The 25,667-nt window shown below is 41.9% G+C and carries 26 protein-coding genes and 1 pseudogene; 16 read left to right on the top strand and 11 right to left on the bottom strand.

All coding sequences use genetic code 11. The annotated features are described in order from the left end of the window. Window positions 1-90: 90 nt before the first annotated feature. Window positions 91-858, bottom strand: coding sequence for a hypothetical protein (locus tag TI10_RS19290; protein ID WP_049584970.1), 768 nt, complete (start codon window positions 856-858; stop codon window positions 91-93). Between the two features lie 772 nt (window positions 859-1,630). Between TI10_RS19290 and TI10_RS19285 the strand changes: the two genes are divergently transcribed. The 3 genes from TI10_RS19285 (at window position 1,631) to fic (ending at window position 5,136) form a co-directional block, all read left to right on the top strand. After that, window positions 1,631-2,551, top strand: a complete 921-nt coding sequence (locus tag TI10_RS19285; protein ID WP_049584969.1) for a carbohydrate kinase family protein — start codon at window positions 1,631-1,633, stop codon at window positions 2,549-2,551. A gap of 47 nt (window positions 2,552-2,598) precedes the next feature. Continuing rightward, window positions 2,599-3,816, top strand: a complete 1,218-nt coding sequence (locus tag TI10_RS19280; RefSeq protein ID WP_049584968.1) for an MFS transporter — start codon at window positions 2,599-2,601, stop codon at window positions 3,814-3,816. 210 nt (window positions 3,817-4,026) lie between these two features. Beyond that, a complete protein-coding gene (gene fic, locus TI10_RS19275) occupies window positions 4,027-5,136 on the top strand; it encodes a protein adenylyltransferase Fic (protein ID WP_049584967.1) in 1,110 nt (369 codons plus the stop codon). Between the two features lie 238 nt (window positions 5,137-5,374). Here fic and TI10_RS25280 read toward each other — a convergent pair. From TI10_RS25280 to TI10_RS19265, 3 genes and pseudogenes are all read right to left on the bottom strand, one after another. Next, window positions 5,375-5,542: pseudogene (locus TI10_RS25280) on the bottom strand (type II toxin-antitoxin system death-on-curing family toxin); the annotation flags it as partial. 30 nt (window positions 5,543-5,572) lie between these two features. After that, entirely contained in the window at window positions 5,573-5,794 is a 222-nt protein-coding gene (locus TI10_RS19270) for a type II toxin-antitoxin system Phd/YefM family antitoxin (protein ID WP_049584966.1), read from the bottom strand. A gap of 306 nt (window positions 5,795-6,100) precedes the next feature. Beyond that, window positions 6,101-6,964: a YicC/YloC family endoribonuclease gene (locus tag TI10_RS19265; protein ID WP_049584965.1), complete on the bottom strand. Its 864-nt coding sequence runs from the start codon at window positions 6,962-6,964 to the stop codon at window positions 6,101-6,103. Window positions 6,965-7,090: 126 nt separating this feature from the next. Here TI10_RS19265 and rph point away from each other — a divergent pair, with 126 nt between their 5' ends. Continuing rightward, window positions 7,091-7,804, top strand: coding sequence for a ribonuclease PH (gene rph / locus TI10_RS19260; RefSeq protein ID WP_049584964.1), 714 nt, complete (start codon window positions 7,091-7,093; stop codon window positions 7,802-7,804). Window positions 7,805-7,887: 83 nt separating this feature from the next. Further along, a complete protein-coding gene (gene pyrE, locus TI10_RS19255) occupies window positions 7,888-8,529 on the top strand; it encodes an orotate phosphoribosyltransferase (RefSeq protein ID WP_049584963.1) in 642 nt (213 codons plus the stop codon). Between the two features lie 60 nt (window positions 8,530-8,589). Here the strand turns inward: pyrE and slmA are convergent, their stop codons facing one another. From slmA to coaBC, 3 genes are all read right to left on the bottom strand, one after another. Continuing rightward, on the bottom strand, window positions 8,590-9,189 hold the full coding sequence (gene slmA, locus TI10_RS19250) for a nucleoid occlusion factor SlmA (protein WP_049584962.1): 600 nt from the start codon (window positions 9,187-9,189) through the stop codon (window positions 8,590-8,592). Between the two features lie 118 nt (window positions 9,190-9,307). Beyond that, complete coding sequence (gene dut / locus TI10_RS19245; RefSeq protein ID WP_049584961.1) at window positions 9,308-9,766, bottom strand: dUTP diphosphatase; 459 nt, start codon at window positions 9,764-9,766, stop codon at window positions 9,308-9,310. Next, complete coding sequence (coaBC, locus tag TI10_RS19240; protein WP_049584960.1) at window positions 9,744-10,961, bottom strand: bifunctional phosphopantothenoylcysteine decarboxylase/phosphopantothenate--cysteine ligase CoaBC; 1,218 nt, start codon at window positions 10,959-10,961, stop codon at window positions 9,744-9,746. Before coaBC ends, dut begins: the two co-directional genes overlap by 23 nt. Window positions 10,962-11,158: 197 nt before the next feature. Between coaBC and radC the strand changes: the two genes are divergently transcribed. The 7 genes from radC (at window position 11,159) to TI10_RS19205 (ending at window position 17,269) form a co-directional block, all read left to right on the top strand. Further along, complete coding sequence (gene radC / locus TI10_RS19235) at window positions 11,159-11,851, top strand: RadC family protein (RefSeq protein WP_049584959.1); 693 nt, start codon at window positions 11,159-11,161, stop codon at window positions 11,849-11,851. Between the two features lie 240 nt (window positions 11,852-12,091). Then, complete coding sequence (gene rpmB, locus TI10_RS19230) at window positions 12,092-12,328, top strand: 50S ribosomal protein L28 (protein ID WP_011148921.1); 237 nt, start codon at window positions 12,092-12,094, stop codon at window positions 12,326-12,328. An 11-nt stretch (window positions 12,329-12,339) separates the two neighbouring features. Continuing rightward, on the top strand, window positions 12,340-12,507 hold the full coding sequence (gene rpmG, locus TI10_RS19225) for a 50S ribosomal protein L33 (protein ID WP_010847629.1): 168 nt from the start codon (window positions 12,340-12,342) through the stop codon (window positions 12,505-12,507). A 174-nt stretch (window positions 12,508-12,681) separates the two neighbouring features. Then, a complete protein-coding gene (locus tag TI10_RS19220) occupies window positions 12,682-13,803 on the top strand; it encodes a glycosyltransferase family 4 protein (protein WP_049584958.1) in 1,122 nt (373 codons plus the stop codon). Window positions 13,804-13,991: 188 nt separating this feature from the next. Continuing rightward, entirely contained in the window at window positions 13,992-15,014 is a 1,023-nt protein-coding gene (locus tag TI10_RS19215; RefSeq protein ID WP_049584957.1) for a glycosyltransferase family 9 protein, read from the top strand. Then, the gene (locus TI10_RS19210; RefSeq protein WP_049584956.1) at window positions 14,995-16,113 is read left to right on the top strand and encodes a glycosyltransferase family 4 protein; all 1,119 of its coding nucleotides are present in this window, start codon (window positions 14,995-14,997) and stop codon (window positions 16,111-16,113) included. The genes TI10_RS19215 and TI10_RS19210 overlap by 20 nt, the downstream gene beginning before the upstream one ends. After that, window positions 16,094-17,269 (top strand): glycosyltransferase family 4 protein, encoded by a 1,176-nt coding sequence (locus tag TI10_RS19205; RefSeq protein WP_049584955.1) that lies wholly within the window; start codon window positions 16,094-16,096, stop codon window positions 17,267-17,269. The genes TI10_RS19210 and TI10_RS19205 overlap by 20 nt, the downstream gene beginning before the upstream one ends. Before the next feature lie 33 nt (window positions 17,270-17,302). Here TI10_RS19205 and rfaL read toward each other — a convergent pair whose 3' ends face one another. Beyond that, window positions 17,303-18,520: an O-antigen ligase RfaL gene (gene rfaL / locus TI10_RS19200; protein ID WP_049585043.1), complete on the bottom strand. Its 1,218-nt coding sequence runs from the start codon at window positions 18,518-18,520 to the stop codon at window positions 17,303-17,305. 119 nt (window positions 18,521-18,639) lie between these two features. On the opposite strand from rfaL, the gene mutM reads away from it, so the two are divergent. Then, window positions 18,640-19,449 carry a bifunctional DNA-formamidopyrimidine glycosylase/DNA-(apurinic or apyrimidinic site) lyase gene (gene mutM / locus TI10_RS19195; protein ID WP_049584954.1) on the top strand — a complete coding sequence of 270 codons (810 nt, stop codon included), beginning with the start codon at window positions 18,640-18,642 and terminating at the stop codon, window positions 19,447-19,449. A 108-nt stretch (window positions 19,450-19,557) separates the two neighbouring features. Here the strand turns inward: mutM and coaD are convergent, their stop codons facing one another. The 3 genes from coaD to waaA are packed head-to-tail and all read right to left on the bottom strand — an operon-like array spanning window position 19,558 to window position 22,091. Continuing rightward, a complete protein-coding gene (gene coaD / locus TI10_RS19190) occupies window positions 19,558-20,040 on the bottom strand; it encodes a pantetheine-phosphate adenylyltransferase (protein ID WP_049584953.1) in 483 nt (160 codons plus the stop codon). Further along, a complete protein-coding gene (locus tag TI10_RS19185; RefSeq protein WP_049584952.1) occupies window positions 20,040-20,813 on the bottom strand; it encodes a glycosyltransferase family 2 protein in 774 nt (257 codons plus the stop codon). Before TI10_RS19185 ends, coaD begins: the two co-directional genes overlap by 1 nt. Next, complete coding sequence (waaA, locus tag TI10_RS19180) at window positions 20,814-22,091, bottom strand: lipid IV(A) 3-deoxy-D-manno-octulosonic acid transferase (protein ID WP_049584951.1); 1,278 nt, start codon at window positions 22,089-22,091, stop codon at window positions 20,814-20,816. It lies immediately after the preceding gene. Between the two features lie 229 nt (window positions 22,092-22,320). On the opposite strand from waaA, the gene rfaQ reads away from it, so the two are divergent. The 3 genes from rfaQ to TI10_RS19165 are packed head-to-tail and all read left to right on the top strand — an operon-like array spanning window position 22,321 to window position 25,612. Continuing rightward, a complete protein-coding gene (gene rfaQ, locus TI10_RS19175) occupies window positions 22,321-23,385 on the top strand; it encodes a putative lipopolysaccharide heptosyltransferase III (protein ID WP_049584950.1) in 1,065 nt (354 codons plus the stop codon). Then, complete coding sequence (locus TI10_RS19170; protein ID WP_049584949.1) at window positions 23,382-24,512, top strand: glycosyltransferase family 4 protein; 1,131 nt, start codon at window positions 23,382-23,384, stop codon at window positions 24,510-24,512. Before rfaQ ends, TI10_RS19170 begins: the two co-directional genes overlap by 4 nt. Continuing rightward, entirely contained in the window at window positions 24,509-25,612 is a 1,104-nt protein-coding gene (locus TI10_RS19165; RefSeq protein WP_049584948.1) for a glycosyltransferase, read from the top strand. Before TI10_RS19170 ends, TI10_RS19165 begins: the two co-directional genes overlap by 4 nt. Window positions 25,613-25,667 lie beyond the last annotated feature (55 nt).

The following is a 25,667-nucleotide window of genomic DNA, read 5'->3' as shown; positions in this document are numbered from 1 at the left end:
AATATCAAGAACACCTGTATTCCCTATTGTGATTAAGATGAATATAAATTTTTCATCTTAATCAACGGAGGTTATCGTAATAATACTAAATCACGCATATAAGTTGTGAAACATCCATAAGTTAGGTTCAATGTAATAACCCATTTGTTGTTGTATATCCACCTCTAGCGGTACTAAACCTCCAGGAATAATATACTGCCCACTTTGCGGAAATTTCATTCCTGTCCATTCTTGCCATTGATTGAGCGTGGCATTTATATACATTGAGTACATAGCCGGTCGAATAATCTTTGCTCCCAGGCGCCAATGTGTCCGAATCCAGGGATCAAAAGGTTCATTGTTGTCATTTTTCCATCCACAGTATTGTGCAAAATTCTGCAATGGATAATTTTGTTTCAACGTCGGCCTGACAGGAACAACTAACCCTTCCATCCCGGCATCAATAGCCGCTTGCTTTAAGCTACCAATAAGTAATGCTGGTAAATTCTTGCCGCGAAATTCAGGAGATATCGTTACCGACAGTGCCGACAACATTTTTTTTACGGCTTTTCCTCGAGCAGCCATACCTCTGCGAAAAACTTCATCCCAAGCATTATCCGGCAATTGCTCTAATGAATCGCCTTCCCAAGGGAAAGGCATCGAATTAGCAGTACCAATTAATTTCTGCTCTTTCCCTTGTTGCAAAATAGCAAATTGTTGGAATTGGCTGAAATCTGGTTCGAATAATTCATCCCAGTATTCATCATCCGCTGAAGAATTCAGCATAAATAAAGGCCAGTTATTATAAAGCAGCTCATCAGAGGCACCTTTCAAATCAGGTCGTTGTTTTGCGGATTGAATAATGATGTGTGTTTTCAAAGTAGGATTTCCTGTAAAGGTCATTTGTAAGATTGGTAAGTAATTCATTAGTTAATAATGATGGTTATATATAACAGTAATAATATTTACAGATATAAATAAACAATATGTTTTAAATAATCGTGACTAATAACTAAGTAAATAAATTTTTATTTATTATGATAAGCTTGATTTATGTATCAAGATTGTAAAATTATAAATATTTATATTACACTGATAACATTCTGTTGAAAATACAATAAAATCGATTCACTTCTTGTCCCAATAGGGATATTTTATTTTCCGTTGTTTATTATAAAAATGTGCTTGGGTAGTAATTAGATAAAAATATGATCTTTTGACTACATTTCATATTTAAATACAGACGGATGGAAAAGCGTGAAGACTTTCACCAATTAAATAACTTTTTATCATATTGGGATACTTGGCTTCTTCATTTATTTTGGCTTTCCTCATGAGGCTAATTTTATGAATTCATCAACTTTTTTCATGAGTTTTCATATATCTTGATAACAATGGTTATATGTCACTATTTCACACAGGGATTATCATCGCTCTATGACCGATAAATTGGAGATCAATCACGTTGGTATCACATAATTGATACAGGTTGACTTTCATTGAACCCGATTAATGTTAAAGTATAAGTATTTATTATATATATGAATCCAGCAATAATTGCTGCAAGTTTTCTTTCCTAAGCGATTTATCTGTTTCTTTTCCAATTTGATGGGACTATGGCTGATATTTGGGCCGGTAAGGGGAGAGCCTGATGGCGGATTTACTACCGATTACAGTAATTGGTGCGGCGGCGGGAGATATTGTTCTTAGTTTACCGAGGCTTCCTCGTAGCGGAGCAGATCAGGAAGCTAAAGAAATTGATCGGCAGATTGGTGGTTCTGGTTTCAATGTCGCTCGGGCTTTGGTTCGCCTGCAAATCCCAGTGATTAATGGTATACCGGTTGGTAACGGATACTGGGGGGAACAGATAACCAAAGAGATGCAAGACCTTGGGCTTGAGGTCACGTTAACCAATTCATCTCTTGATAATGGCTGGTGTTTGGCGATGGTTGAACCGGATGGTGAAAGAAGTTTTGTCTCTGTGAGTGGTTGTGAAGTTGACTGGAGTACGTCAATGCTCTCTTCGATTGCTTTGCCGGAAAAGGGATATATCTACTCCAGTGGTTATGTCATGGCGGGTAAATCAACGGCGATTTTATGTGACTGGTTACTGGCGTCACCACCCGGGCAAACATTATTGCTGGATTTTGGCCCACGTTTACCAGAAATAGCGCCTGCTTTTCTTGATGCATTGCCTGCTGACCGGACTATTCTGACACTGAACCGTGATGAAGTTGCTATATTGTGCGGAGAAGGTGATCCTGTCGTCCAGGCTAGCGGTTATTCCAGTAAAAGAAAAATTACTATTATCTGCCGGTTAGGTTCACAGGGGACATGGATATGTCTATCTGATCGTGATCCAGAATATGTTGCTGCTTATAAAGTGAAAGTGGTGGATACCATCGGTGCTGGCGATGCTCATAGTGGCGGCATGCTTGCGGGATTATCGCAGGGGATGTCGCTAAGAGATGCTGTTGAATTTGGCAATCGTGTTGCTGCTATTGTCGTCAACCGTTCTGGTGCTGCTGGCGCACCAACAATAAAAGAACTAGAGGAGTTTGTGTTTGAATAATTATTTTCAGTCACTACGCCTCTTAGATTTTAAGGGGCGTAGTTAAAATGAGTGCATTACTTCCAGGTTGGAAACGCAAAACGGCTTTATTTTTATCAGCTCAAATAATTTCTTTGCTAGGTTCTTCCATTGTCCAGTTCTCTATCGTCTGGTATATCACCTTAAATACTTCATCGGGGGAAATGCTGGCTATTTCGGTACTCTGTGCATTTCTTCCACAGGTATTGATCTCTTTATTTGCGGGCGTTTGGGCGGATACTTATAACCGTAAGTTGCTCAGTATTGCCTCTGATGCGTTAATTGCATTAGTCACGCTTGGTTTGGCGATCTCTTTTATGCTTGGATTCAAGAGCATTGAATTGTTATTTGTGGCGCTGATTGTCCGTTCATTGGGAACGGGTATCCAGACACCGGCAGTGAGTGCGATTATCCCGCAACTCGTCCCTAAAGAAAAATTACTGCGGGTTAATGGTATTAATACTTCTTTGACTTCACTGATGATGCTGGCATCTCCAGCTATCAGTGGTTTTTTGTACTCTCAGACTTCGATGGAAAATATTTTTTTAGTGGACGTAACGACTGCCATTATTGGCATTAGTATTGTTTCGTTTATTCCTATTCCCAAAATTGTTTCTAATTCCATGCCGGATAATAAATTTCAGGCAATTTTAGCGGGTTTCCGTTATTTGCAAGAGAATAAATTAATCAGAAACCTTTTGATTTTTCTGATTTGTGTTTGCTTTCTGATTAGTCCGGCTGCGTTTTTGACACCTTTGTTAGTTAATAGGACATTTGGTGAAGAGTCGTGGCGTTTAGCCGTTAATGAAATGACATTTAGCGCCGGCGCGGTTTTAGGTGGATTGCTGATTTCTTTCTGGAGTGAGTATAAAAATAAAATGCGTATAACGGCGATAGCTTGCGCATTTTTTGGCATATTTATGATCGCTCTTGGTAATGCCTATTGGTTCCCGCTTTATCTGGTACTTAACGTCTTTTTAGGCATAGTAACACCTTGTTTTAACGCACCGATAATCGCGGTTTTTCAGGAAAGAGTCGAACCTGAGATGATGGGTAGGGTATTCAGTTTAGTTCAGATCGCTTTGTCCTGCTCTTTGCCATTAGGTATGGTGCTGTTTGGCCCAATTGCTGACTATATTAATATTCAATCTCTTTTAATGATATCTGGTGGATTGATATTACTGACTGGCGCACTGTTTTTTATGTTTAACGGAGAAGGTAGCAGAGAAAGTAGCAGAGCAGTTTAATCAGGTTTAAGCAACCAGTCGTTCGACTCGTTCTTGTAGACTGGTTGCTCCATTCATGCTGTGTTATTCGCTATGATTTCCGTATGTCGATTCTATCGACATGAAGCCGTTACATGTCGAAATTTTTTGATTTTATCGACATGAAGTCTTTACGTGTCGATGCCGTCAACATATACTCGCAACGTGTCGAAAAAAATAGGAAATATAAATATGACATGGCAGCCCGATGAGCCTTTTAATGCTATTCCCTTATTGCCGCCAACCATAAAGGTGATGGAATCCATTGCAGTATTAAAAGCCTGTATACCTGCCAGAGCTGCACTGGCTGAGCTTAAGCAAGCTGGTGAATTGTTGCCTAATCAGGGGTTACTCATTAATTTGTTACCACTACTGGAAGCAAAAGATAGCTCAGAAATCGAAAATATTGTTACGACTTCAGACAAACTGTTCCAATATGCACAAGAAGCCAGTCTGGCTGATCCTGCAACGAAAGAAGCACTACGCTACCGTACTGCGCTTTATGAAGGGTTCATACAATTAACTCGGCGGCCACTATGTACGAATACAGCTATTGAAGTTTGTAGCCGACTAAAAGCTGTTGATATGAATATTCGCAAAGTTCCTGGTACAACGCTTAGTAATCAAGCAACGGGCGAGATTATTTATACGCCGCCAGAGGGAGAATCTCAGATACGTGATTTAATCAGCAATTGGGAGCAATTTCTTCATGCAGAAGATGGAGTCGACCCATTAATCAAGATGGCTATTGCTCACTACCAATTTGAAGCCATTCATCCATTTACTGATGGTAATGGACGTACCGGCCGTATCATTAATATTCTCTATCTTATTGAACAGCAGCTTTTGACATTGCCAATTCTTTATTTAAGTCGCCACATTGTACAACATAAGCGTGATTATTATCGGCTACTTTCCCAGGTTACCGCTGCTGGCAAATGGGAAGAGTGGATTATCTATATGTTAACCGCAGTAGAGCAAACTGCTAAATGGACTACGGATAAAATTGCTGCGGTAAGAGAATTGATTGAACATACCAGCGAGTATATAAAGCAAAGCTTGCCTAAAGTTTATAGCCATGAGCTGGTACAGGTGATATTTGAACAACCTTACTGCCGTATTAGTAATTTGGTTGAGTGTGATATTGCTAAACGCCAAACTGCTTCGGTTTATTTAAAGCAGTTGTGTGATATTGGAGTATTACAAGAAATTCAGGCCGGGAAAGAAAAGTTATTTGTTCACCCTAAATTGGTGCAGTTAATGACCCAGGATAGTAATAAATTGAGTTATTACACAGTCTGAAAAGTACTTATTAGTCGAATCCGTCATGTAAAAAAACTTGTCATCAAGAGGTTGTCAAGAATAATACAGACACAAAGATCCACTGCATTTGTTTTTATTTATGGGCGGCCTAAAATAGTTAGATCTAAAACCAATAACAAAGAGTATGTTAATTTCTATGTTGATAACTTAGACTACATTGATATTAATGTGGACTAAAAGGAAAGTTTAAATTTAAGTACGGGAAAAACAGGGTTACTTAGCTGAGTGAGTCAATATTTTCTACCAGCTCCCGTAAATACTGCGCCAACTGGCTAACGCTTTTCTCACCAGTAGCGGCATCTACAGTCAGATTTTCCAGTGTATTGTCGCTATCAAGGATCTGTATGCCATTACGATAGAGGAATGTCATGGTAACGAAGATGGAATGCGATAATTTCCTGTGCGCTCACCCACATCATCGGTCGGTCAACGCCTCTACAGTATGCCCGTGGCGCTGCATAATGTGATCAAACTCGGCATCCAGTTTGGCATTTCGATAATTCTCGTATTCAGCTTTGCTAATTACCACAGCGGCGCTGCCGTTCCTGCGGGTGATTTCAACTGGTTCACCGTTGACGGCTGTGTCCAACAAAGTTGAAATATTAGCTCTGGCTTGGGTTGATGTATATGTGCGCATATTATTCCTCCTGAAATGTACATGTTAAACGTACACTTAGATTGCATGTTATTCAATCAGCCAAAAGGATGAAGCATCAATAATGGAACTGCTATAGCTGTACAAATTTTACAATTGCACAGGTATAGTTTGTTCTGTCCGGGTTCTTAGCAAAGATTCTTCATTCCTTTATCCATGTTCGAATTGGTATGTCTGTGAATTTTCCGCTATATCCACCTGTGTTTTGGAGGGTGTACTTAAAACCTGATAAGTGCTCTTTTAAGTACACCAGAAACATGCGTTGGATTTTTGAGTCAGTATGAAACGTTACTCAATATTCTGAATCTGCTCTCTCATCTGCTCGATTAGCACCTTCAATTCAATAGCGGAGTTAGTGATATCGGCATTGATAGATTTGGAGGCAAGCGTATTAGATTCGCGGTTGAATTCCTGCATCATAAAATCCAGGCGGCGGCCGACGGCTTCTTTTTTCTTTAGAATATTACGGGTTTCTTTGACGTGGGCATCAAGGCGATCTAACTCTTCTGCCACATCAAGGCGTTGAGCGAGTAAAACCAACTCTTGCTCAAGACGGTTATTTTCGAGCTGTACCTGTGCTTCTTCCAGTTTGGTTTGCAGGCGTTCCCGTTGCCATTGCATGATTTCAGGCATTTGTTGGCGAACTTTACTGACTTCTTCGGTCACCGCATCCAAACGTTGCTCAATCATAATTTTAAGTGCATTGCCTTCGGCTTCACGGCTTTGAATAAAAGCATCCAGCGCTATATCCAGCTCTTTCAACAATTGAGTGTTGATAGCATCTAAGTCTTGCTCTTCTGCTGCCATAACGCCAGGCCAACGCAGAATATCAACAGGGTTGATTTCACCTTCGTTGCTCTGTTGTTTGACCCAGTTCGCTGCATTGACTAGCTGTTTTGCTAAAGTTTCATTCAGGATAAGTTCGCCTTGAGCGCGTGAGTCCAGTTCAAAACGCAGGTTGCACTCAACTTTTCCGCGAGTCAGACGGGAACGAATACGTTCACGAATCACCGGTTCCAAGCTTCTGAATTGTTCTGGTAGGCGGATATAAGTTTCTAAATAACGCTGATTAACGGAGCGTAGTTCCCAAGCTGCATTTCCCCATTCACTTTTAATATCTCGCCGTGCAAAAGCAGTCATACTACGGATCATGATTCGTTCCCAATTTAAACAAAAGATTAAGAGATTATAACGCTCGTTGTAGATGCAGGATAGGAATTAGCCCTGTTAGGCCGTATAATGCGCCCCCAATAATGATTTAACAACGGAGATAACACTATGCGCCCAACAGGAAGAGCGGCAGAACAAGTGCGTCCTATCACTATAACCCGTCATTATACTAAGCACGCGGAAGGTTCGGTTTTAGTCGAGTTTGGGGACACCAAAGTGTTATGTAATGCCTCCGTTGAAGAAGGGGTTCCTCGTTTCTTGAAAGGTCAGGGGCAGGGTTGGGTGACGGCGGAATATGGCATGTTACCGCGTTCTACTCATACCCGAAATGCTCGTGAAGCAGCTAAAGGCAAACAGGGCGGCCGGACGATGGAAATTCAGCGTTTAATTGCCCGTTCGCTACGCGCCGCTGTTGATCTGAAAAAGCTAGGTGAATACACCATTACGCTGGATTGTGATGTTATTCAGGCTGATGGCGGTACCCGTACAGCTTCTATTACTGGTGCTTGTGTCGCGCTAGTTGATGCGTTGAATAAAATGGTTGAAGCAGGCAAGCTGAAAGTGAGTCCTCTGAAATCAATGGTTGCTGCGGTCTCTGTTGGCATTGTGGATGGTGAAGGCCGTTGTGATCTGGAATATGTGGAAGATTCCGCTGCTGAAACTGATATGAATGTCGTAATGATGGAAGATGGCCGGATGATTGAAGTGCAAGGCACAGCGGAAGGCGAGCCATTTAGCCATGATGAGTTGTTATCCTTATTGGCCCTTGCCAAAGGAGGATTAGAGGACATTTTTTCAGCGCAGAGAAATGCATTAAAATAATAAGTTGATCAGGCGACAGAGTAGTCGCCTTTTTTATGCCTGTTGTGTGGCCATAACTATGATGAAAAGAAGGAGAGACACCAATGAAAGCCTATCAGCGCGAATTTATCGAGCTTGCGCTAAAAAAACAGGTACTGAAATTTGGGGAATTCACCCTGAAATCAGGACGTAAAAGCCCGTATTTTTTTAATGCCGGGTTGTTTAATACTGGGCGTGATTTGGCGTTAATCGGGCGTTTTTATGCAGCAGCCTTGTTGGATAGCGGTATTCAGTGCGATTTGTTATTCGGACCCGCGTACAAGGGTATTCCAATTGTAACGACAACGGCAGTCGCACTGGCAGAGCATCATGATATTGATATGCCATATTGTTTTAACCGTAAGGAAGCTAAAGATCATGGCGAAGGCGGTACTTTGGTTGGTAGCTCACTTAAAGGCAATGTTGTTCTGGTTGATGATGTTATTACCGCAGGTACAGCTATCCGTGAATCGATGGAGATTATCAAGCAGCATAATGCGACGCTTGCCGGCGTAATGATTTGTCTTGATCGTCAGGAACGTGGGAATGGTGAAATCTCGGCAATTCAGGAAGTGGAAAGAGATTATGGCTGCAAAGTGTTTTCTATCATTACTTTGAATGATTTGATTAATTATTTGAGTGGTCAACCAGAGATGAAAGATCATCTGGATGCAGTAAAAGCCTATCGTGCGCAGTACGGTATCTGATAGATAAGCTTCAAAAAAAAGCCCTCGCCCAATAACGGGCGGGGTGAGTAGTAGAATAACTTATTGTAACTGAGCCAATAATAATGGCCAGCGCGCTTCAAATTCCTGTGTTGGACGATAGTGGAACTCAGAGCGTACAAAACGTGATAGCATCCCTTCACAAAATGCGAGTAACTGAGAAGCTAATAACGACTCATCATAACTGAAACCTTGCCCATCACGTAATTTTTTCTCTTTTAAAACTTGACGGATCTGTACTTCAATTCGTTCAAATAACTGATTTATGCGCCCTTGCAGCCGGTTTTGTTCAAACATGAGAGCATGGCCTGTCATGATGCGGGTCAGACCGGGATTTTTTTCTGAAAAACCCAGAATCAGGATCAATATCAGGCGAATACGAGCCGTGGTATCTTTCTCGTCTTGCAGAATCAGGTTAATCCGTGAAATTAATGAGTCTTCAATGAACTCAATTAAGCTGTCAAACATCCGGGTTTTACTAGGAAAGTGCCGGTATAGGGCAGCTTCGGAAACGCCCACGTTGGCGGCCAGTTTAGCGGTAGTGATTCGATGGCTGCCATCACTGGATTGCAACATATGCGCCAGCGCCTGCAAGATCTCCTCGCGCCTGTTTCTTTTCTTCGTATTTTCGTTTTCTGCCATGTCTGACAAGACCTTTGTTAAGAACAGCAAAACAAATAAAATCAGTAATTCTTTGCTCAACGGGGTTTTGAGCAAAGAATATGATAATGGGTTAAATGGTTTTAGGTTTTACAGAGATTTATTGGCGACCGGAATGACCAAAACCACCGCTGCCTCTTTCGCTGGTTTCAAAATCTTCTACCAGATTGAATTCAGCCTGGACGACGGGTACAAAAACCATCTGAGCAATACGTTCTCCTGGCTGGATAGTGAAAGTTTTATCACCACGATTCCAGACGGAAACCATTAGCTGACCTTGGTAATCAGAATCAATCAACCCCACAAGATTACCCAGAACGACGCCATGTTTATGTCCAAGACCTGAACGAGGCAGAATAACGGCTGCCAATTGTTCATCGCCAATGTGAATAGCAAGCCCGGTTGGCAGCAGTTCTGTTTGGCCTGGAGCCAGTTCTACCGCATTGTCCAGGCAAGCCCGCAAATCTAAACCGGCGGAGCCTGGCGTGGCGTAAGTTGGCAAAGGAAATTCCCTCCCGATACGTGGGTCAAGAATTTTAACGTCGATTTTTTTCATCATAGCGTTTGACTATCTCGTCTAATAAATGGTGGCTAAGTAATAACTTATTACTATGAGGTAAACGGATTTCTCCCTCATGCCAGAACAAATGTAATGCATTAGTATCACTGTTAAAGCCGTGGCCGGTAAGGGATACATCATTTGCACAAATCAGATCCAAATGTTTTTGGTTCAGTTTTTTTCGTGCGTATTCTTCCACATTCTGGGTTTCAGCCGCAAATCCAACCACAAAAGGGCGGTTTTCCTGCATTGCTGCTACATTGGCAACAATATCCGGGTTTTTTATCAGGGTAAAAGTGATCTCATCACCCTGTTTTTTAATTTTTTCTTCGGCAATCTGTTTCGCGCGATAGTCTGCAACCGCAGCACAACCAATGAAGATATTCTGTGAACCCGCAACTGCCTGTACTTGTTCATTCATTTCCAGGGCGCTGGTGACGTCGATTCGTTTGACTCCCGGTGGTGTCGGTAAATTAACGGGACCAGTGATAAGGGTGACTTCCGCACCACGTGTTGCCGCAGCTTGGGCGATAGCAAACCCCATTTTGCCGGAGCTGTGGTTGCTGATAAAGCGGACGGGATCTAGTGCTTCTCGGGTTGGTCCAGCGGTGATAGCAAGTTTTAGGTGAGCTAAGTCCCGATTGGTTTGAAAATGTTGCTCAGCGAGTTCGACAATCGCCAAGGGATCTAGCATTCTGCCGGGGCCAACGTCACCACAAGCTTGGCTGCCATTGTCCGGTCCCCACAGGAGAACGCCTCGTTCTTCAAGATGTTTGAGATTATGTTGTGTTGCTTGAGCTCGAAACATTTGTTGATTCATTGCGGGCACTGCGGCAATTGGGGCTGGGGAGGCCAAACAGACCGTTGTCACGAGGTCATTTGCCATACCGACTACCAAGCGAGCCAGTAAATCAGCGGTAGCGGGGGCGAGAATAATCAGATCGGCCCACTTGCCAAGCTCAATATGCCCCATCGCCGCTTCTGCTGCCGGATCTAACAAGTCATCAGACACGGGATAACCAGAAACCGCCTGCAACGTCATTGGTGTAATAAACGCTTCTGCTGCTGGTGTCATTACTACACGTACTTGTGCGCCGCGATCGCGCAGGCGACGTACCAGCTCGGGAGTTTTGTAAGCGGCTATCCCTCCGCTGATACCGAGCACAATCTGTTTGCCGGAAAGTCCTGCCATCATGATTGTCCGAATATTAAGTTGCAAGGGGCCAAGATTTTATCACAAGAGATTACAGAGTTGAGCAGAGTCTGAGCTTTGATGGTAAAAAAGAATAAGTTTGCGAGCGGCTACGCAGCTCTTGAATATGATATTCGCCCTTATATTCAAGGCATGGAATACTGTTCGTATCAGGTGAAATAGAACAGGGAGATGAATATATGGGAGTTGATATCGCTGAAAATACAGGAGAAATATATTCAAATTTAGCTCCCAGAGAAAAATTGTTGGCTTATGGTTCGGTGTCTCTGACAGATGCTGAATTACTGGCTATTTTTTTGCGTACCGGGACCAGAGGACTGCCTGTTTTACGAATGGCTGAATTTCTACTGAAAGAATTTGGCTCTTTGTACCATTTACTCTCTGCTGATTATGACACTTTTTGTTCTCATAAAGGAATGGGATTAGCCAAGTATGCACAATTGCAGGCTATCGCAGAACTGGCAAAGCGTTTTTTTTCCAGCCAGTTCATGCATGAGGATATTATGAGTAGTCCAAGCGTGACTCAAGAGTATTTGCAAAACCTATTATCGGGGCGTGATCGGGAAATATTTGTTGTGTTGTTTCTCAATAATCAAAATAGAGTCATCTGTCATGAGGAGATGTTTAAAGGCACAATTAATAAAGTTGAAGTTCATCCTCGTGAAATTGTCCGATCAGCGATAAAGGTGAATGCTTCATCCGTTATTTTGGCTCATAATCATCCATCAGGTCATGCAGAGCCAAGTTTGGCAGATAAGATTGTTACAGATAAAGTGATTGATGCCTGTAATTTGGTTGGTGTAAAAGTGCTGGATCATCTGGTTATTGGCCGGCAATGTTGTGTCTCATTTGCTGAGCGAGGATGGATTTAAGCTAACTTTTTCAAGATCCTTGTGGATCTTTGGTTGTGCGGGACTTGAGCGTCAGCGATTGAGGGCGTATACTACGCCACCTTTGAGGATCTTTGGTTTGGCGAGAAGAGCCTATCTCAGCACATTTTCTGAGTAAATGTGAGTCTTTTCAGTAGAATTTGCTGAGATGGGCTCCTAAGCCTGACGAGGCGGCCATACCCAATACAAAGCTCGAGCTGATTTGATTTTTGGAGAATAGACATGTCCCGAGTCTGCCAAGTTACTGGCAAACGCCCGATGAGTGGTAATAACCGCTCTCATGCATTGAATGCGACTAAGCGTCGTTTTCTGCCTAACCTGCATTCCCACCGTTTCTGGGTTGAGTCCGAGAAGCGCTTTGTAACTCTGCGTGTATCTGTTAAAGGTATGCGTGTGATTGATAAGAAGGGTATCGATGCAGTTTTGGCTGAGCTTCGTACCCGCGGTGAGAAGTACTAAGGAGCTGAAAAATGGCTAAAGGTATTCGCGATAAAATTAAGCTAGTTTCTTCTGCTGGTACTGGTCACTTCTATACCACTACGAAGAACAAGCGTACTATGCCTGAGAAACTGGAAATGAAAAAATTTGATCCAGTTGTTCGTCAGCATGTTATGTATAAAGAAGCCAAGATTAAATAAAATTTTGGTTGATTTGATAAAAACCCGGCCTAGGCCGGGTTTTTTGTTGTCTGAAAAGTTTTAACAGATATTCACTGATTCTTCTCTGCATTTCATATATATCCTGTTATTCGTAGACGTAAGATGTTGTTTCGCTATACTAGCGCCTTCCGGTAGGCTGGATATGAAACCGAAATGGCTAAAGAAAAACTAAATATTTTACATACGGAATCTTCTTGTGGTTGGGGTGGTCAGGAAATTCGTGTTCTGACGGAATCCCAAGGAATGATAAAACGTGGACACAACGTGGTTATTGTCTGTTGTCCTGGTTCGAATATCTACCGTGAAGCAAAATCTTATGGTGTGCCGGCAGTAGCTCTGCCTATTGAGAAAAAGCGGCTGTCCTGCTTTCTTGCTATGCGTCATTGGTTGAAAAAAGAAGGCCGTCAATTTGACGTTATTAATACACATAGCTCGACAGATGCATGGTTGGTTGCTGCGGCTTGCACGACGTTAAGGCATATGCCGCCAATGGTCAGAACCAGGCATGTTTCTACCCATGTTTCTCATTCAATATCAACCCGTTGGTTGTATCTGAGAGCATGCCGACATATTGCGACTACCGGTGAAAAACTACGCCAATATCTGCACACCAATAATCATTATCCATTACAACATATGACATCAGTGCCCACCGGCATCGATTTAGATCGTTTCCGACCAGAAGATAAGAAAGTTTGCCGTCAGCGGATTGGAATTCAAGATAAACCGACATTAGGTGTCGTAGCGACCATGAGAACCTGGAAAGGGCATCGCTATCTGTTAGAAAGCTGGAAAGTTTTGCACCAGAAATATCCTGATTGGCAACTTTTGTTTGTTGGTGATGGTCCACAACGTAAATCATTGGAACCATTAGTAAAGCGAGAAGGTTTGTCAAACAGCGTCATTTTTTTAGGCAACCGTCAGGATGTGCCTGATTGCTTGAATGCGATGGATTTATTTGCATTACCTTCTTTTGGTAATGAAGGCGTGCCACAAGGCATTATGCAAGCAATGGCGTGTGGGATACCTGTTGTATCAACCTCTGTTGGTGCAATTGCCGAAGCGGTAGTTGATGGTGAAACGGGTTATATCGTGGAACCCAGAAATACAGAGTTATTGACGAAAAGTTTAGATTTGTTGATGCATAATAATGAACTGCGCTTGCAATTCGGTCATTGTTCATTAAAGCGGGCAATGGCTTTATTTGGCATAGATAATATGTTGGATAAAATGGAAAATATCTTTTTTCACAGCATTAAAGGTAAAAAACGTTAACATTTTTTAAGATTTATTCTGGTCCTTATTCTTTGGTTTATGGTTTTGGGTAATATCAACTTATTGATATTAAATCACTTTGAAGTTGATTATTAGTTAAATCACCCTATTGCGATCAATTGTATGCAAAAATGTTTTTTTTGTATATTTTGTTGAATTTTATAGCAGATTAATTAGATAATTGTCTTATGCAGATCAAGAATATTCTGGTCATTGTTGTAGCACGTTTCGGTGATACCTTATTGGTAACACCGGTGATTCGTGCTTTAAAGCAGAAATGGCCTGGTGCGAATATTGATGTTATGGCTCATAAAAGGACTAAACAAATCCTTGAAAATATAAATGATATCAATAAATTGACTGCTTTTTCGAAAGGTAAGGCAAAATGGTGTGGTTGGTTTACCCGTAAACATTATGATCTGGCTTTAGTATATAGTGACGATAAACCTTTATTGCAGTACGCAAAACGTAAATCGCGCTTAACAGTTTCATTTTCAGATAAGTCCACGTTGCAACCTGATTGGCTGACTGTGGAAAAGCCAAAGGTGTTGATGCCTGCTCAACAGGAACGGGCCATGCTTGCTGGTGCGGTAGATGTTGAGGTAAGTGACTGGCGGTTGAATTATTGTGTTAGTGAAAAGGAGTTACATTTTGCCGATAGTTTTATGCGGCAGTATCATTTAGAGAATAAACTCCTGATTGGTTTTCAGTTACAAAGTTTCCCGGCAAAAGCTTATCGTGATTGGCCGGTTGAACATTTTTACCAATTAGCGCAACACATTTATAGCCGTTATCCCCAGTCGCATATTATGTTATTAGGCAGTACTGACGGCAAAATTACTGCACAGTCACTGGCGAAAAGATTAGGGGCTGAAAAGTGTACTTCATTGGTTGGTAGACTAACAATGCGACAGAATGCAGCAATAATGAGTAGACTTGATTTATATGTTGGTGTTGATACAGGGCCGACACACTTAGCCGGTGCTTTGGGTATCCCGATGGTTGCTATGTATCATAGTTTTCACCCTGGCTGCTTTTTAGCGCCTCAACAGCATTCACATTTGGCGGTTATTGAACATCCGGTTCACTATATGCAAGCCACACGTAAAGACTCGATGTCTGCAATATCTGTTGAACAAGTCTGGCAGGCAACGCAAAAGTTACTAGAAACTACGTCGTCAGGAAAAAAAGATGAAAATAGGTTTGGTTGATGTCACGGTAACGATGTCTTACGGTGGTATTCAGACGGCAGTCTGGGAACTTGCGAAAGCGTTGACTGATGCCGGTCATGAGATCCATATTTTTGGTGGGAAGGGTGATGTCCAGCCAGAACTCAATGGAAGGGTAATTCAGATTCATACTTTTCCATTCATTCCCAGAGAGAAAGTGATTAATATTGGTCGGCGTTTTCAGCGTATTATTGAACGCTACTCATTTGCTCGCCATGCTCATGATACGGTTGTTGCTGAAGATTTTGACTGGATTATTCTGACCAAGCCATTTGATTTTTTCTGGCCTCGAATGATGCCAAAAGAGAGTCGTACTAAATTTTGCTATATGAGCGGCGGCACCAGTTTTTTCAAGGGTGACAGAAAGCTAAGTAAGCGAATTTCAGCTTGGGTGGCGTGCAGCCATTTTAATGCCTGGCAGATTCAACACCATTTTAAACAATTTCCGCAGGTGATTTACAACGGTGTTGATATTAATAAATTTAGGCCAATAGACTCTTCTGTCAGAACTCGTCTTGGGATCAGTGATAAAACATTTCTGCTGACCTTTGCCGGGCGGTTGGTTGGTTGGAAAGGCATGCATGTGGCTATTGAGGCAGTGGCTCAGCTACAGGATAAAGATGTTAAGTTGCTGATTATCGGGGCGGGTGAAGATCTGCAACGCCTGGAAAAGCGGGTTGCGACACTGCGGCTGGAAAAACAGGTCATCTTCCATCCACCGGTAGGGCATGATCAGTTGCCTGAATATTATGCTGCTGGTGATGCGGGGATTTTTCCAAGTATTGGTGACGAAGCGTTTGGGATTACGATTGCGGAAGCGATGGCGTGTGGCAGACCGGTTATTGCCAGTTATATCGGAGGCATACCCGAAGTTGTCGGTAACGAAAGTAATTCGGGCATTTTGGTCACGCCGGGAGATGCTTCAGCAATTGCCGATGCGGTTAATTTTTTATTGTCTCAACCAGACAGGGGGCAAGAAATGGGAAAAGCGGCTCGTCAACGGATTGAAACAATGTATACCTGGGAGCATTCGGCAAATCGTTTACTGAAAGCGATAAATAATGAAGATTGCCTATATTGATCCCTATCCGGTTCCTGATTATCGGGTAGCATCATTGCAAATTTTGCAGAATGTTGATGCGTTTGCTCGCCAGGGAGCTAGCATATATCTGGTTACGCCGGAAGGTAAAAATACCGCAGAGGAGATACTGGGGCGTTCATTATCACCATCAGTTAGACTGGTATCTTTACGCAATATTCGGCGTAAATGGTATTTTCCATTCAATACCCAAAAAATGTTCTATTTCCAGGTTTCCCATTGGTTGAAGAAAAATGAGGTAGATGCCATTTTTACTCGTAATCTGAAAATGGCAAAGTATTTATTATGTGAACATCCAGAAATTCCGCTGTTTTTTGAAAGTCATGAGATTTTTGCCCAGTCATTTAAGGAATCGCATGATTTAAGTGAAAATAAAAACCAGCGTAAATATCAGAAGTTGAGAGAAATTGAACACTTTGTTTATCGTCAGTCCAGGATTATTTTCGTTCTGACGTCGTTACTCTGTGACGATATTATTAGTGAATATAATGTCAACACGCCAATAGTTATTGCGCCAGACGGTGTGGATATGCTGGCAGTCGAATCGATGTCATTAAATAAACATGCGCCAGACGACGCTGAATTACCAACCCAGATCCTTTATTTGGGCAGTTTGCATCGTTGGAAAGGTGTTCCGACGGCGATCAAAGCGATGGCTTACCTTGAAAATGCAGTATTGAATATTGCTGGTGGTGAATCAGGGCAAATTCAGCAATTGCGGCAGATTGCTCAGCAAATGGGGGTTGGCGATAAAGTTAATTTTCTTGGGTTTATTCAACCTAAATTACGTTTTCAGATAATTGCAGATAATGATATTTGCCTGTTGCCATTAACTAAAACCAGCATTGGCAGTCGTTATACTTCGCCACTGAAACTATTTGAATATATGGCGATGGATAAGCCTGTGGTTATCTCCGATTTTCCTTCGATTCGTGATGTAGTTGATGAAAGTGCGGTCAGTTTTGCTGACAGTGAAAATGCAGAGAGTTTTGCTCGACAGATTCAGTTAATAAGAGATAATCCAGGAAAAGCTAGGTCACAAGTCAGTTATGCAAAAATGTTGGTGACAGAGCGTTTTAATTGGGAACAGCGAGCGAAGCTTATTATGCAGACAATATCGAAGGATATTTCTGCATAATAATCGGTTTGATAATATAGCCGAGATGTCTGATTAATCGTTTTTCTGCTTATATAGAGCAATCATCAGGCCAAATAGAATACCTATTTCATTGATATAGGTATTTTCAAAGGCTCCTCGGACAATAAACAATCCGATAAATCCGGTTAGTAGAATAATACTGGCTTGCTTTATTACGCCATTGTTACGGCTAATAATATGGCTACCCGTATACAGTGCTGAGAAGGTCATCAGTAAAGTAGTCATCAAGCCAATGATTCCACCGGCAAACCAGAGTGCCAGAAAGATATTATGGGGGCCGATGGATGTGCGATATATCCAGTCTGGATAGTCAACAGCGCGTTCATTGTAGACCTTATGATAGACTTTATTGCCATAACCATAGCCTTTAATTGGGTTTTCTAGAATCAACTCAAGAGCAGCCCCTTGGGTGCCATTTTGATAACGATGACTGCTATCAGTTTGAGTCAGCTTCCAAAATAGTAATTTAGTATTTTCATTAGCTATTATTGTAGTGTGAGAAAGTGCAACTGAAAAACTAAGGATTAAACTCGCTATTATGGTCAGCTTCCATTCCCGATTAATAATGATGATAAAAGCAGTGATGACGGCAACGGCGACCCAAGCGCCACGAGCTAAGGTGCCTAATAACAAAAACAGGCTGATAGCGGAAGCAACAAACAGTATTAGCCAACTCACTAAGGTATGTTTCTTCCACAATGCCCAAGTACAAAGTAAGACCGGAAAATAGAAAATAAAGCCGTAAGAAAATTCTCGGTGATTGAAGTTGGTAAAAGGCATTTCACCTTTATTGTAGTTAATAATGTATTTACCAATATCAGTTAGGCATATTGCCAGCATACCAATGGCAAATGAGTACAGAATCATCTTGGCAATACTTTCTTTATTTTCTTTGTACAGTACGACAGGAAAAGTAAAACTGAACAATAACAGTCCATTCAATATGGGTTTATTCATCTCTTGAAAACTCAATGCGGGATCGACGGAAATCGCTACTGAATAGAACATTGCTACGAGGAATAACATGATGGATAGAAACAGTGAACTACGTATGGAACGCATCACTTGGCGGAAATCTGTCACCAGATAGGTTAGTGCTGTAATGCCAATAAGCACGATAACCAGATTTTTATATCTCGTTATATCAGGCAGATAAACAAGGGCTATATAAATCCCAATGATGGATAAATTCCATAATGATCTTTTATCACGACTTCTAATATTAAACATATTCATCAATCTGCTTTCGTTTCTGTTGAGTTTGGTTGGAAATAATACATGAAAAGATTATCTTAATCTGCTCAGATGCAATAGAGTTGAAACAATATACATATTTAGGAGTTATTACCATGCCAGAACTACCAGAAGTAGAAACCAGCCGGCGGGGAATAGAGCCACATCTGGTAGGGAATGTAATCCAGTATGCGGTAGTCAGGAATAGCCGGCTACGCTGGCCGGTGGCGGAAGAAATTATGAAGTTGAGTGATCAGCTTGTGCTTAGCATTCAACGCCGGGCCAAATATTTGCTGGTTGAACTGGCAAAGGGTTGGATTATTGTCCATTTGGGGATGTCGGGTAGTTTACGTATCTTGCCGGAAGAACGCCCTGCGGAGAAACACGATCATGTGGATTTAGTGATGGCAGATGGTAAGGTTTTGCGTTATACCGATCCCAGACGATTTGGGGCGTGGTTATGGAGCGATGATCTCGAACGGTGCTCGGTATTAGCTCATTTGGGGCCGGAGCCGCTTTCTGATGATTTTCATGGTTCTTATCTTTACGCCCGATCAAGTAAGAAGAAAACCTTGATTAAGCCCTGGCTAATGGATAACAAATTAGTTGTTGGAGTCGGTAATATCTATGCGAATGAAGCGTTGTTTACTGCCCATATTCAGCCCGATCGTCCCGCGCATACTTTAACTGAGCGTGAAGCCAATTTACTGGCGGAAACGATTAAGAAGGTTCTACAACGATCGATTGAGCAGGGTGGTACGACACTCAGGGATTTCCTGCAATCTGATGGTAAACCGGGCTATTTTGCTCAGGAATTGTTTGTTTATGGTAGAGCAGGAGAACCATGCCGAATTTGTGGTGAAAAAATAGAGAGTATTAAGCTTGGGCAGCGCAGTACTTTCTTTTGCCGTCATTGTCAGTATTAGTTGATATCGGATTTGGTTGATATTGGATTTAGTTGAGATCGAATAGTTAGGGGAGGCGTTGCAGAGGGAGTATCCTACTTTGTGCCGCCTCCAGTGAACGGAGTAAATTTATTTTCCCAATTTTTTTAGCATGGCTTCGGCAATAGGTTCTGGCAGAAATGATGAGATATCGCCATCGTGGAGAGCGACATCTTTAATCAAGGATGAAGAGACAAATGAGAGGTTTTGTGAGGGTAGCAGAAAAACGCTCTCTAATTCGGGCATAAAGTGACGGTTCATATTAGCAAGCTGCCACTCATACTCAAAATCAGATACTGAACGCAGGCCACGGATCAGAATATTGGCTTGCTGTTTTTTGGCGAAATTAGCCATCAATTCACAGAAACCTACCACCTCCACATTATCCAGGTGTGAGGTCACCTGTTTTGCCAGGGTAATGCGCTCATCCAGAGTAAACATAGGATTCTTTCTGGCACTGTTAGCAATAGCAAATAGAACGTGGTCAAACATATCCGCGGCGCGGGTGACGATATCAATATGACCATAGGTAACAGGATCAAATGTTCCGGGATAAATGGCTTTGGTTTTCATCAATTTTTACCCTTCTGTTGTCTCTTTTCCCACAACGCGACGTACTTATTAAACGTATATTGAGCATTGACAATAGCCAGTACTAACCCTTGTTTACCATCAAGAAAGCCAGCTCGCAACAGCCAGGTTTTAAAAAAAGCCCCAAAAGTGTGACTGAAAACGGAGAAATAACGGCACTGTTTACCTTGTTCATAGCGCTGTTTTGCCCAAGCTTTAGCATAATTTAGCTGTTTTCTCTGAAATTCCATCAGATCACGGCAAGTAAGATGAAGTAAATCCCCTTGCAGAATAACAACTGGCGAGCCATTGGTTTCAAGGGATTCATGAACCTGATTGTCATTGTATTGATAACGGTCGCGGGCATAGAGGCGGATGACGCGATCCGGGTACCAGCCACTGTGTTTCATGAAACGGCCAAGAAACAGATTCCGGCGGGCGCAACTGTAGACTTTGCTGTTATCAGCATGTGCCAGAACCTGCTCTATAGATGCTTTGAGTTCTGGTGTGACACGTTCATCAGTATCGATCATAAAAATATAATCGCCAGAAGCATATTGCTGAGCTAGCTGACGCTGACGGCCAAACCCGGGCCATTCTGTGTTGGAAAATACTTTTGCGCCCATTGCCTGTGCTATCTGGCAAGTATTGTCTGAACTACCAGAATCGAGCACGATGATTTCATCAGCCCAATGGACTGAGGTCAGGCAATCTGCTATCAGATCCGCTGAATTCTTGGCGATCATGACAACGGAAAGACGTTTTTTGTCACTCATTCAGTGGCTCCGAGGTGGAAGATAGGGTTCCAGCAGTTTCAGCAGACGTTGAAGAGCGCCCTGATTTTCATGCAGCACTTCTGCTGCGTGGCGACCATAGTACAGACGATAATCTTCGTCAGTCAGTAAGCTGTTGATCTCGGTGAATAAAGAGTGGCTGTCCGTCACGGTAATCAGACCATTAGCCTGATTCAGCTTGGCGCAGATATCTTTAAAGTTGAAAGTATGCGGGCCCATTAGCACTGGAATCGCATGGGCTGCCGCTTCTAATGGGTTGTGGCCGCCGCGTTCAACCAGACTGCCGCCAACGAAGGCCAAATCGGCAATACCATAGAGCAGCATCAGTTCGCCCATCGTATCGCCGATAACAACCTGAATATTGGCGTCAGGGATTTTATCGGAACTACGAAGAATATAGCTGAGTCCAGCTTTCTTGGTTAATTCTTCAGCTTTAATAAAACGTTCAGGATGGCGCGGTACTAAGATAAGCAGCAGACTTGGACATTGTTTCAGTAACTTGCAATGAGCATCTAAAATAATACTCTCTTCCCCATCATGGGTACTGGTGGCTATCCAGACAGGCCGGCGAGCAGCCCATTGGCGTCGTAATGTCACTGCTTTAGCTGCCAATTCAGGCGTTACTGAGATATCGAATTTCAAACTGCCAGTAATAGTCAGTTGAGAGCGTTTTAAACCCAGTTCAATAAAGCGTTCGCCATCTTCTGGATTCTGAGCGGCAATCAAGGTAATGCTGCGCAAAATTGTTTTTACGAAATTTCCTACCTTTTGGTATCCCGCCGCAGAACGTGCAGACAAACGAGCATTAGCAATGACCAGAGGAATGTTACGTTGGTGAAGTTGGAAAATCAGATTAGGCCAAAGTTCTGTTTCCATAATGATGACTAACTTTGGATTAACTTGATTGAGGAAGCGCTCCATAGAACCGGGAAGATCGTATGGTAAATAGACGTGATTAACATCATTTCCCAGAGCGGAAAGCACTCTTTCTGAGCCTGTTGGCGTCATCGTTGTTACGGTTATGGGTAAAAAAGGATAATGATGGCGTAAAGCCCTGACTAAAGGGATTGCGGCCAATGTCTCACCAACGGAAACGGAATGGAGCAGGATGCCTCCAGCGGCAACTTTACCGGCACAGAAACCATAGCGTTCACCCCAGCGCTGACGGTAAGCAGGCGCCTGGCGGCTGCGGAGCAATAAACGCAACCAAATGAGAGGTTGGATAAGGTAGAGAAGTACCTGATATAAACGCAGTAACATTCTATCAAATTCATTTACATAAATTAGCGCCAATAGTATCACATTGCTTCAAAGAAAGTATGAAAATGCGTATCGCTTCTAGAATCTGAACATAATTAGAAGGGTAAATTAGGATTTTTGCGTAAGATCGTGCTTCTATTAATGTGAAAGTAGCACGGATTTTTTTGCAGCTTCTGCATATGGTCGCGGCAGCTTTTTCTTTTATCTGTATCTTTATACTGGGAATGCAATGAGTAAATTACACGCTCAATTTGACCGTATTCTGATAATAAAGTTACGACATCATGGTGATGTATTATTAATTACACCAGTTATTAATACCCTTAAGGATAATTATCCTGAGGTGGAAATTGATGTTTTACTCTACAAAGAAACCGAACCAATATTGGCTGATCTTTCTTCTGTGGATAATCTATTTTCTATAGATAGACAATGGAAAAAACAAGGAATCAAAGCACATCTTGGTCATGAATGGAGATTGCTTAAACGATTAAGACATCGTCAATACGACATGGTTATTAATCTTGCTGATCAGTGGTATAGTGCATTTGTGGTACGATTTACTGGCGCAAAAGTGCGTATTGGGTTTGATTTAGCAAAACGGCGCAGCCTGTTTTGGAAAAAATGTTTCACAAATCTTGTTCCGACAGAACATAGCCAGTTTTTGCATATTGTTGAGCAAAATTTGTCAGCCCTTTCGCTATTAAATCTTCCGTTGATCAACACTAAAGTGACGATGAGTTACCGTCAGGAGGATAAAGAAGCTGTTTTGGCGCTTCTTGATAAGCATGGTGTGAATCAAAGATATATTGTTGTGCAACCAACATCCCGCTGGTTTTTTAAATGTTGGGATGAAAAAAAGATGAGTGAAACAATTAGTGCATTGCAGTCTGATGGTTGGACAATTGTTGTTACCTCCGGACCAGATCGTAAGGAGGAGGAGATGGTGGAGAAGATTTTATCAAACTGTCCAAAAGAAAGAGTAGTTTCTTTTGCAGGCCAGTTAACTTTGCCGCAACTTGCAGTGCTGATTGAGCAGGCTAATTTATTCATAGGGATGGATTCCGTTGCTATGCATATGGCTGCTGCGTTGAAAACACCGGTTATCGCTTTATTTGGGCCATCAAAGTTAGTATTCTGGCGTCCGTGGGAAGCGAAAGGTGAAGTTATTTGGGCTGGTGATTATGGTGATTTACCTGATCCTGATGATGTTGATACTAAAACGGATATACGTTATCTGAATGTCATTCCCAGTGATATGGTTATTGCTGCCGCCCGGAGAAATTTATTATGAAATTAGTACGTCTTGCGATTATTCGGCAGAAATATCGTCCGGATGGTGGCGCAGAACGTTTTGTCTCCCGCGCCTTAGAAGCTTTAGGGAATGAAAATTTGGAGCTTAACGTTATTACGCGCTCCTGGCAGGGAGACGTTAATCCTGATTGGCATGTTCATTTAGCAAATCCTCATAAATGGGGACGTATCAGTCGTGAAAGAGGATTTGCCAGAGCGGCCAAAATAACATGGGAAAAAGAGCAATTTGATCTTGTTCAAAGCCATGAACGTATTGCCGGTTGCGATATTTATCGTGCGGGTGATGGCGTTCATCAGCGCTGGCTACAGCAGCGTGCGCGTGTTTTATCTCCTTGGCGAAGCAAATTGCTTTTTACGAGTCGTTACCATCGTTATGTAATGGATGCTGAGCAAAAGATGTATGCGGCGCCAGAATTAAAAATGGTTATTTGTAACTCAGAAATGGTAAAAAGGGAGGTCATGACGGATTTTGGGCTTTCTGAGGAAAAAATATCGGTTATTTATAATTCGATAGACAATAAACAGTTTTTTCCGGCAACGGAATCTCAGAGAATACAATTAAGGAAAGAACATAACCTTCCCGTACAGGCTAAATGTTTAGTTTACGTTGGTTCGGGGTTTGAGCGAAAGGGATTAAAAGCAGCGATTCAGGCGGTGAGCGCGACTGATGCCTATTTAATAGTTGTGGGGCAGGATAAAGAAGAGAAAAAATATAAGCAGTTAGCCAATTCACTGGGATGTAACGAACGAATCAGGTTTATGGGCGTCCAGAAAAGAACACTGCCTTTTTATCAGCTTGCCGATGGCTTATTGTTACCGACCTTATATGATCCGTTTCCCAATGTAATACTGGAGGCAATGGCTTGTGGGCTTCCGGTAATAACCAGTACGACATGTGGCGGCGCTGAATTTATTAACTCTGGGAATAACGGGTTTGTCTGTGATGCTCTGGCTATTTCAGATATTACGGAAGCGATTCAGAATACGCCTTCAAATCATTTGAATAATAAAATGTCAGAATTAGCGAGAACGGGAATACTCTGTTATACACCGGAACATTTATCACAACAGCTTATTGGATTATATGAAAGGGTGCTCTCATCATGAAAGGACATATATTATTTATCATTGATGGATTACCTGGCGGCGGTGCGGAAAATGTCACTATCCGGCTTTGTGATGGTCTGCAACAGAGAGGATATGATGTTACGCTGCTCTCTTTGGCAGAGAAATGTGAATATTCAGTGCCTGACGGTATTGAATTGATCATCGATGCTGATGGGTACAAAGGGCTTTTTAGAAGACAGACTGAGATTTGCCGTCGGGCTAAATCTATGGATAAGGTTTTAGAAAAAGTTTTTCTTCGCAAGGGAGTCCCTGCGTTGATTGTCTCAAACTTGCATAAAACTGATCGCATTGTTGTGCAATCAAAAGTATTAGCGGGATTAAACGTATGGTTTTGTATTCATGGGGTATTTTCAAGCTCATATCTTGGTAATAAAACGGGATTGTCTCGCTGGCTCAAGAAACAAAAAATTAAGTGGACATATAATAATCGGAATTTAATTTGTGTATCTGATGCGGTAGGAAAAGATTTAGAAAATAATTTGTTGCTTGCGCCTAATAAAATGGTAACAATTTATAATCCTTTCAATATCCCAGATATTAAAGAAAAATCTCTGCAAAATAACCCTTATTCGGATGAGACCTATTTATTGCATGTTGGCAGATTTCACCGGGTTAAGCGGCATGATCGTTTATTAGCAGCGTTTGCGAAAGCAGATATTCCGTGTAAGTTATTGATTGTCGGCCACGGAGATGAGGATATTACGCAACAGATAAAACAGAAGATTGTGGATTTAAACTTACAGTCTAAAGTTGTTTTAACGGGATTCCTTGAAAATCCATTACCTGTTATCCGTGGAGCTAAAGCAGTGGTCTTGAGTTCTGATAGTGAAGGATTAGGTAACGTACTGATTGAATCATTGATTTGCGATACTCCTATTGTTAGCACGATGTGTCCCGGCGGCGTTAATGAAATTATGGTTGGCGAGTTGGAAAAATATAAATCAGAGCTAACAATTGATTCACTTGCAGAAAAAATGAAGTCTGCCTACTATGAACCACCTGTCATTACAGAGGATATGTATAAGCAGTTTGATTTAGATATTATTTTGGCAAAATATCTATCCTTAATGAAGAAGTAAGCATGGTTACATGTGCTTTTAGAGTATGATTGTTTAGATAAATTAATAAATATAA

Origin of the sequence: Photorhabdus luminescens subsp. luminescens, assembly GCF_001083805.1 — a bacterium.
Lineage (GTDB): Bacteria > Pseudomonadota > Gammaproteobacteria > Enterobacterales > Enterobacteriaceae > Photorhabdus > Photorhabdus luminescens.
Note: the sequence above shows the minus strand (reverse complement) of the source record. Positions and strands in the feature narration are given on the sequence as shown.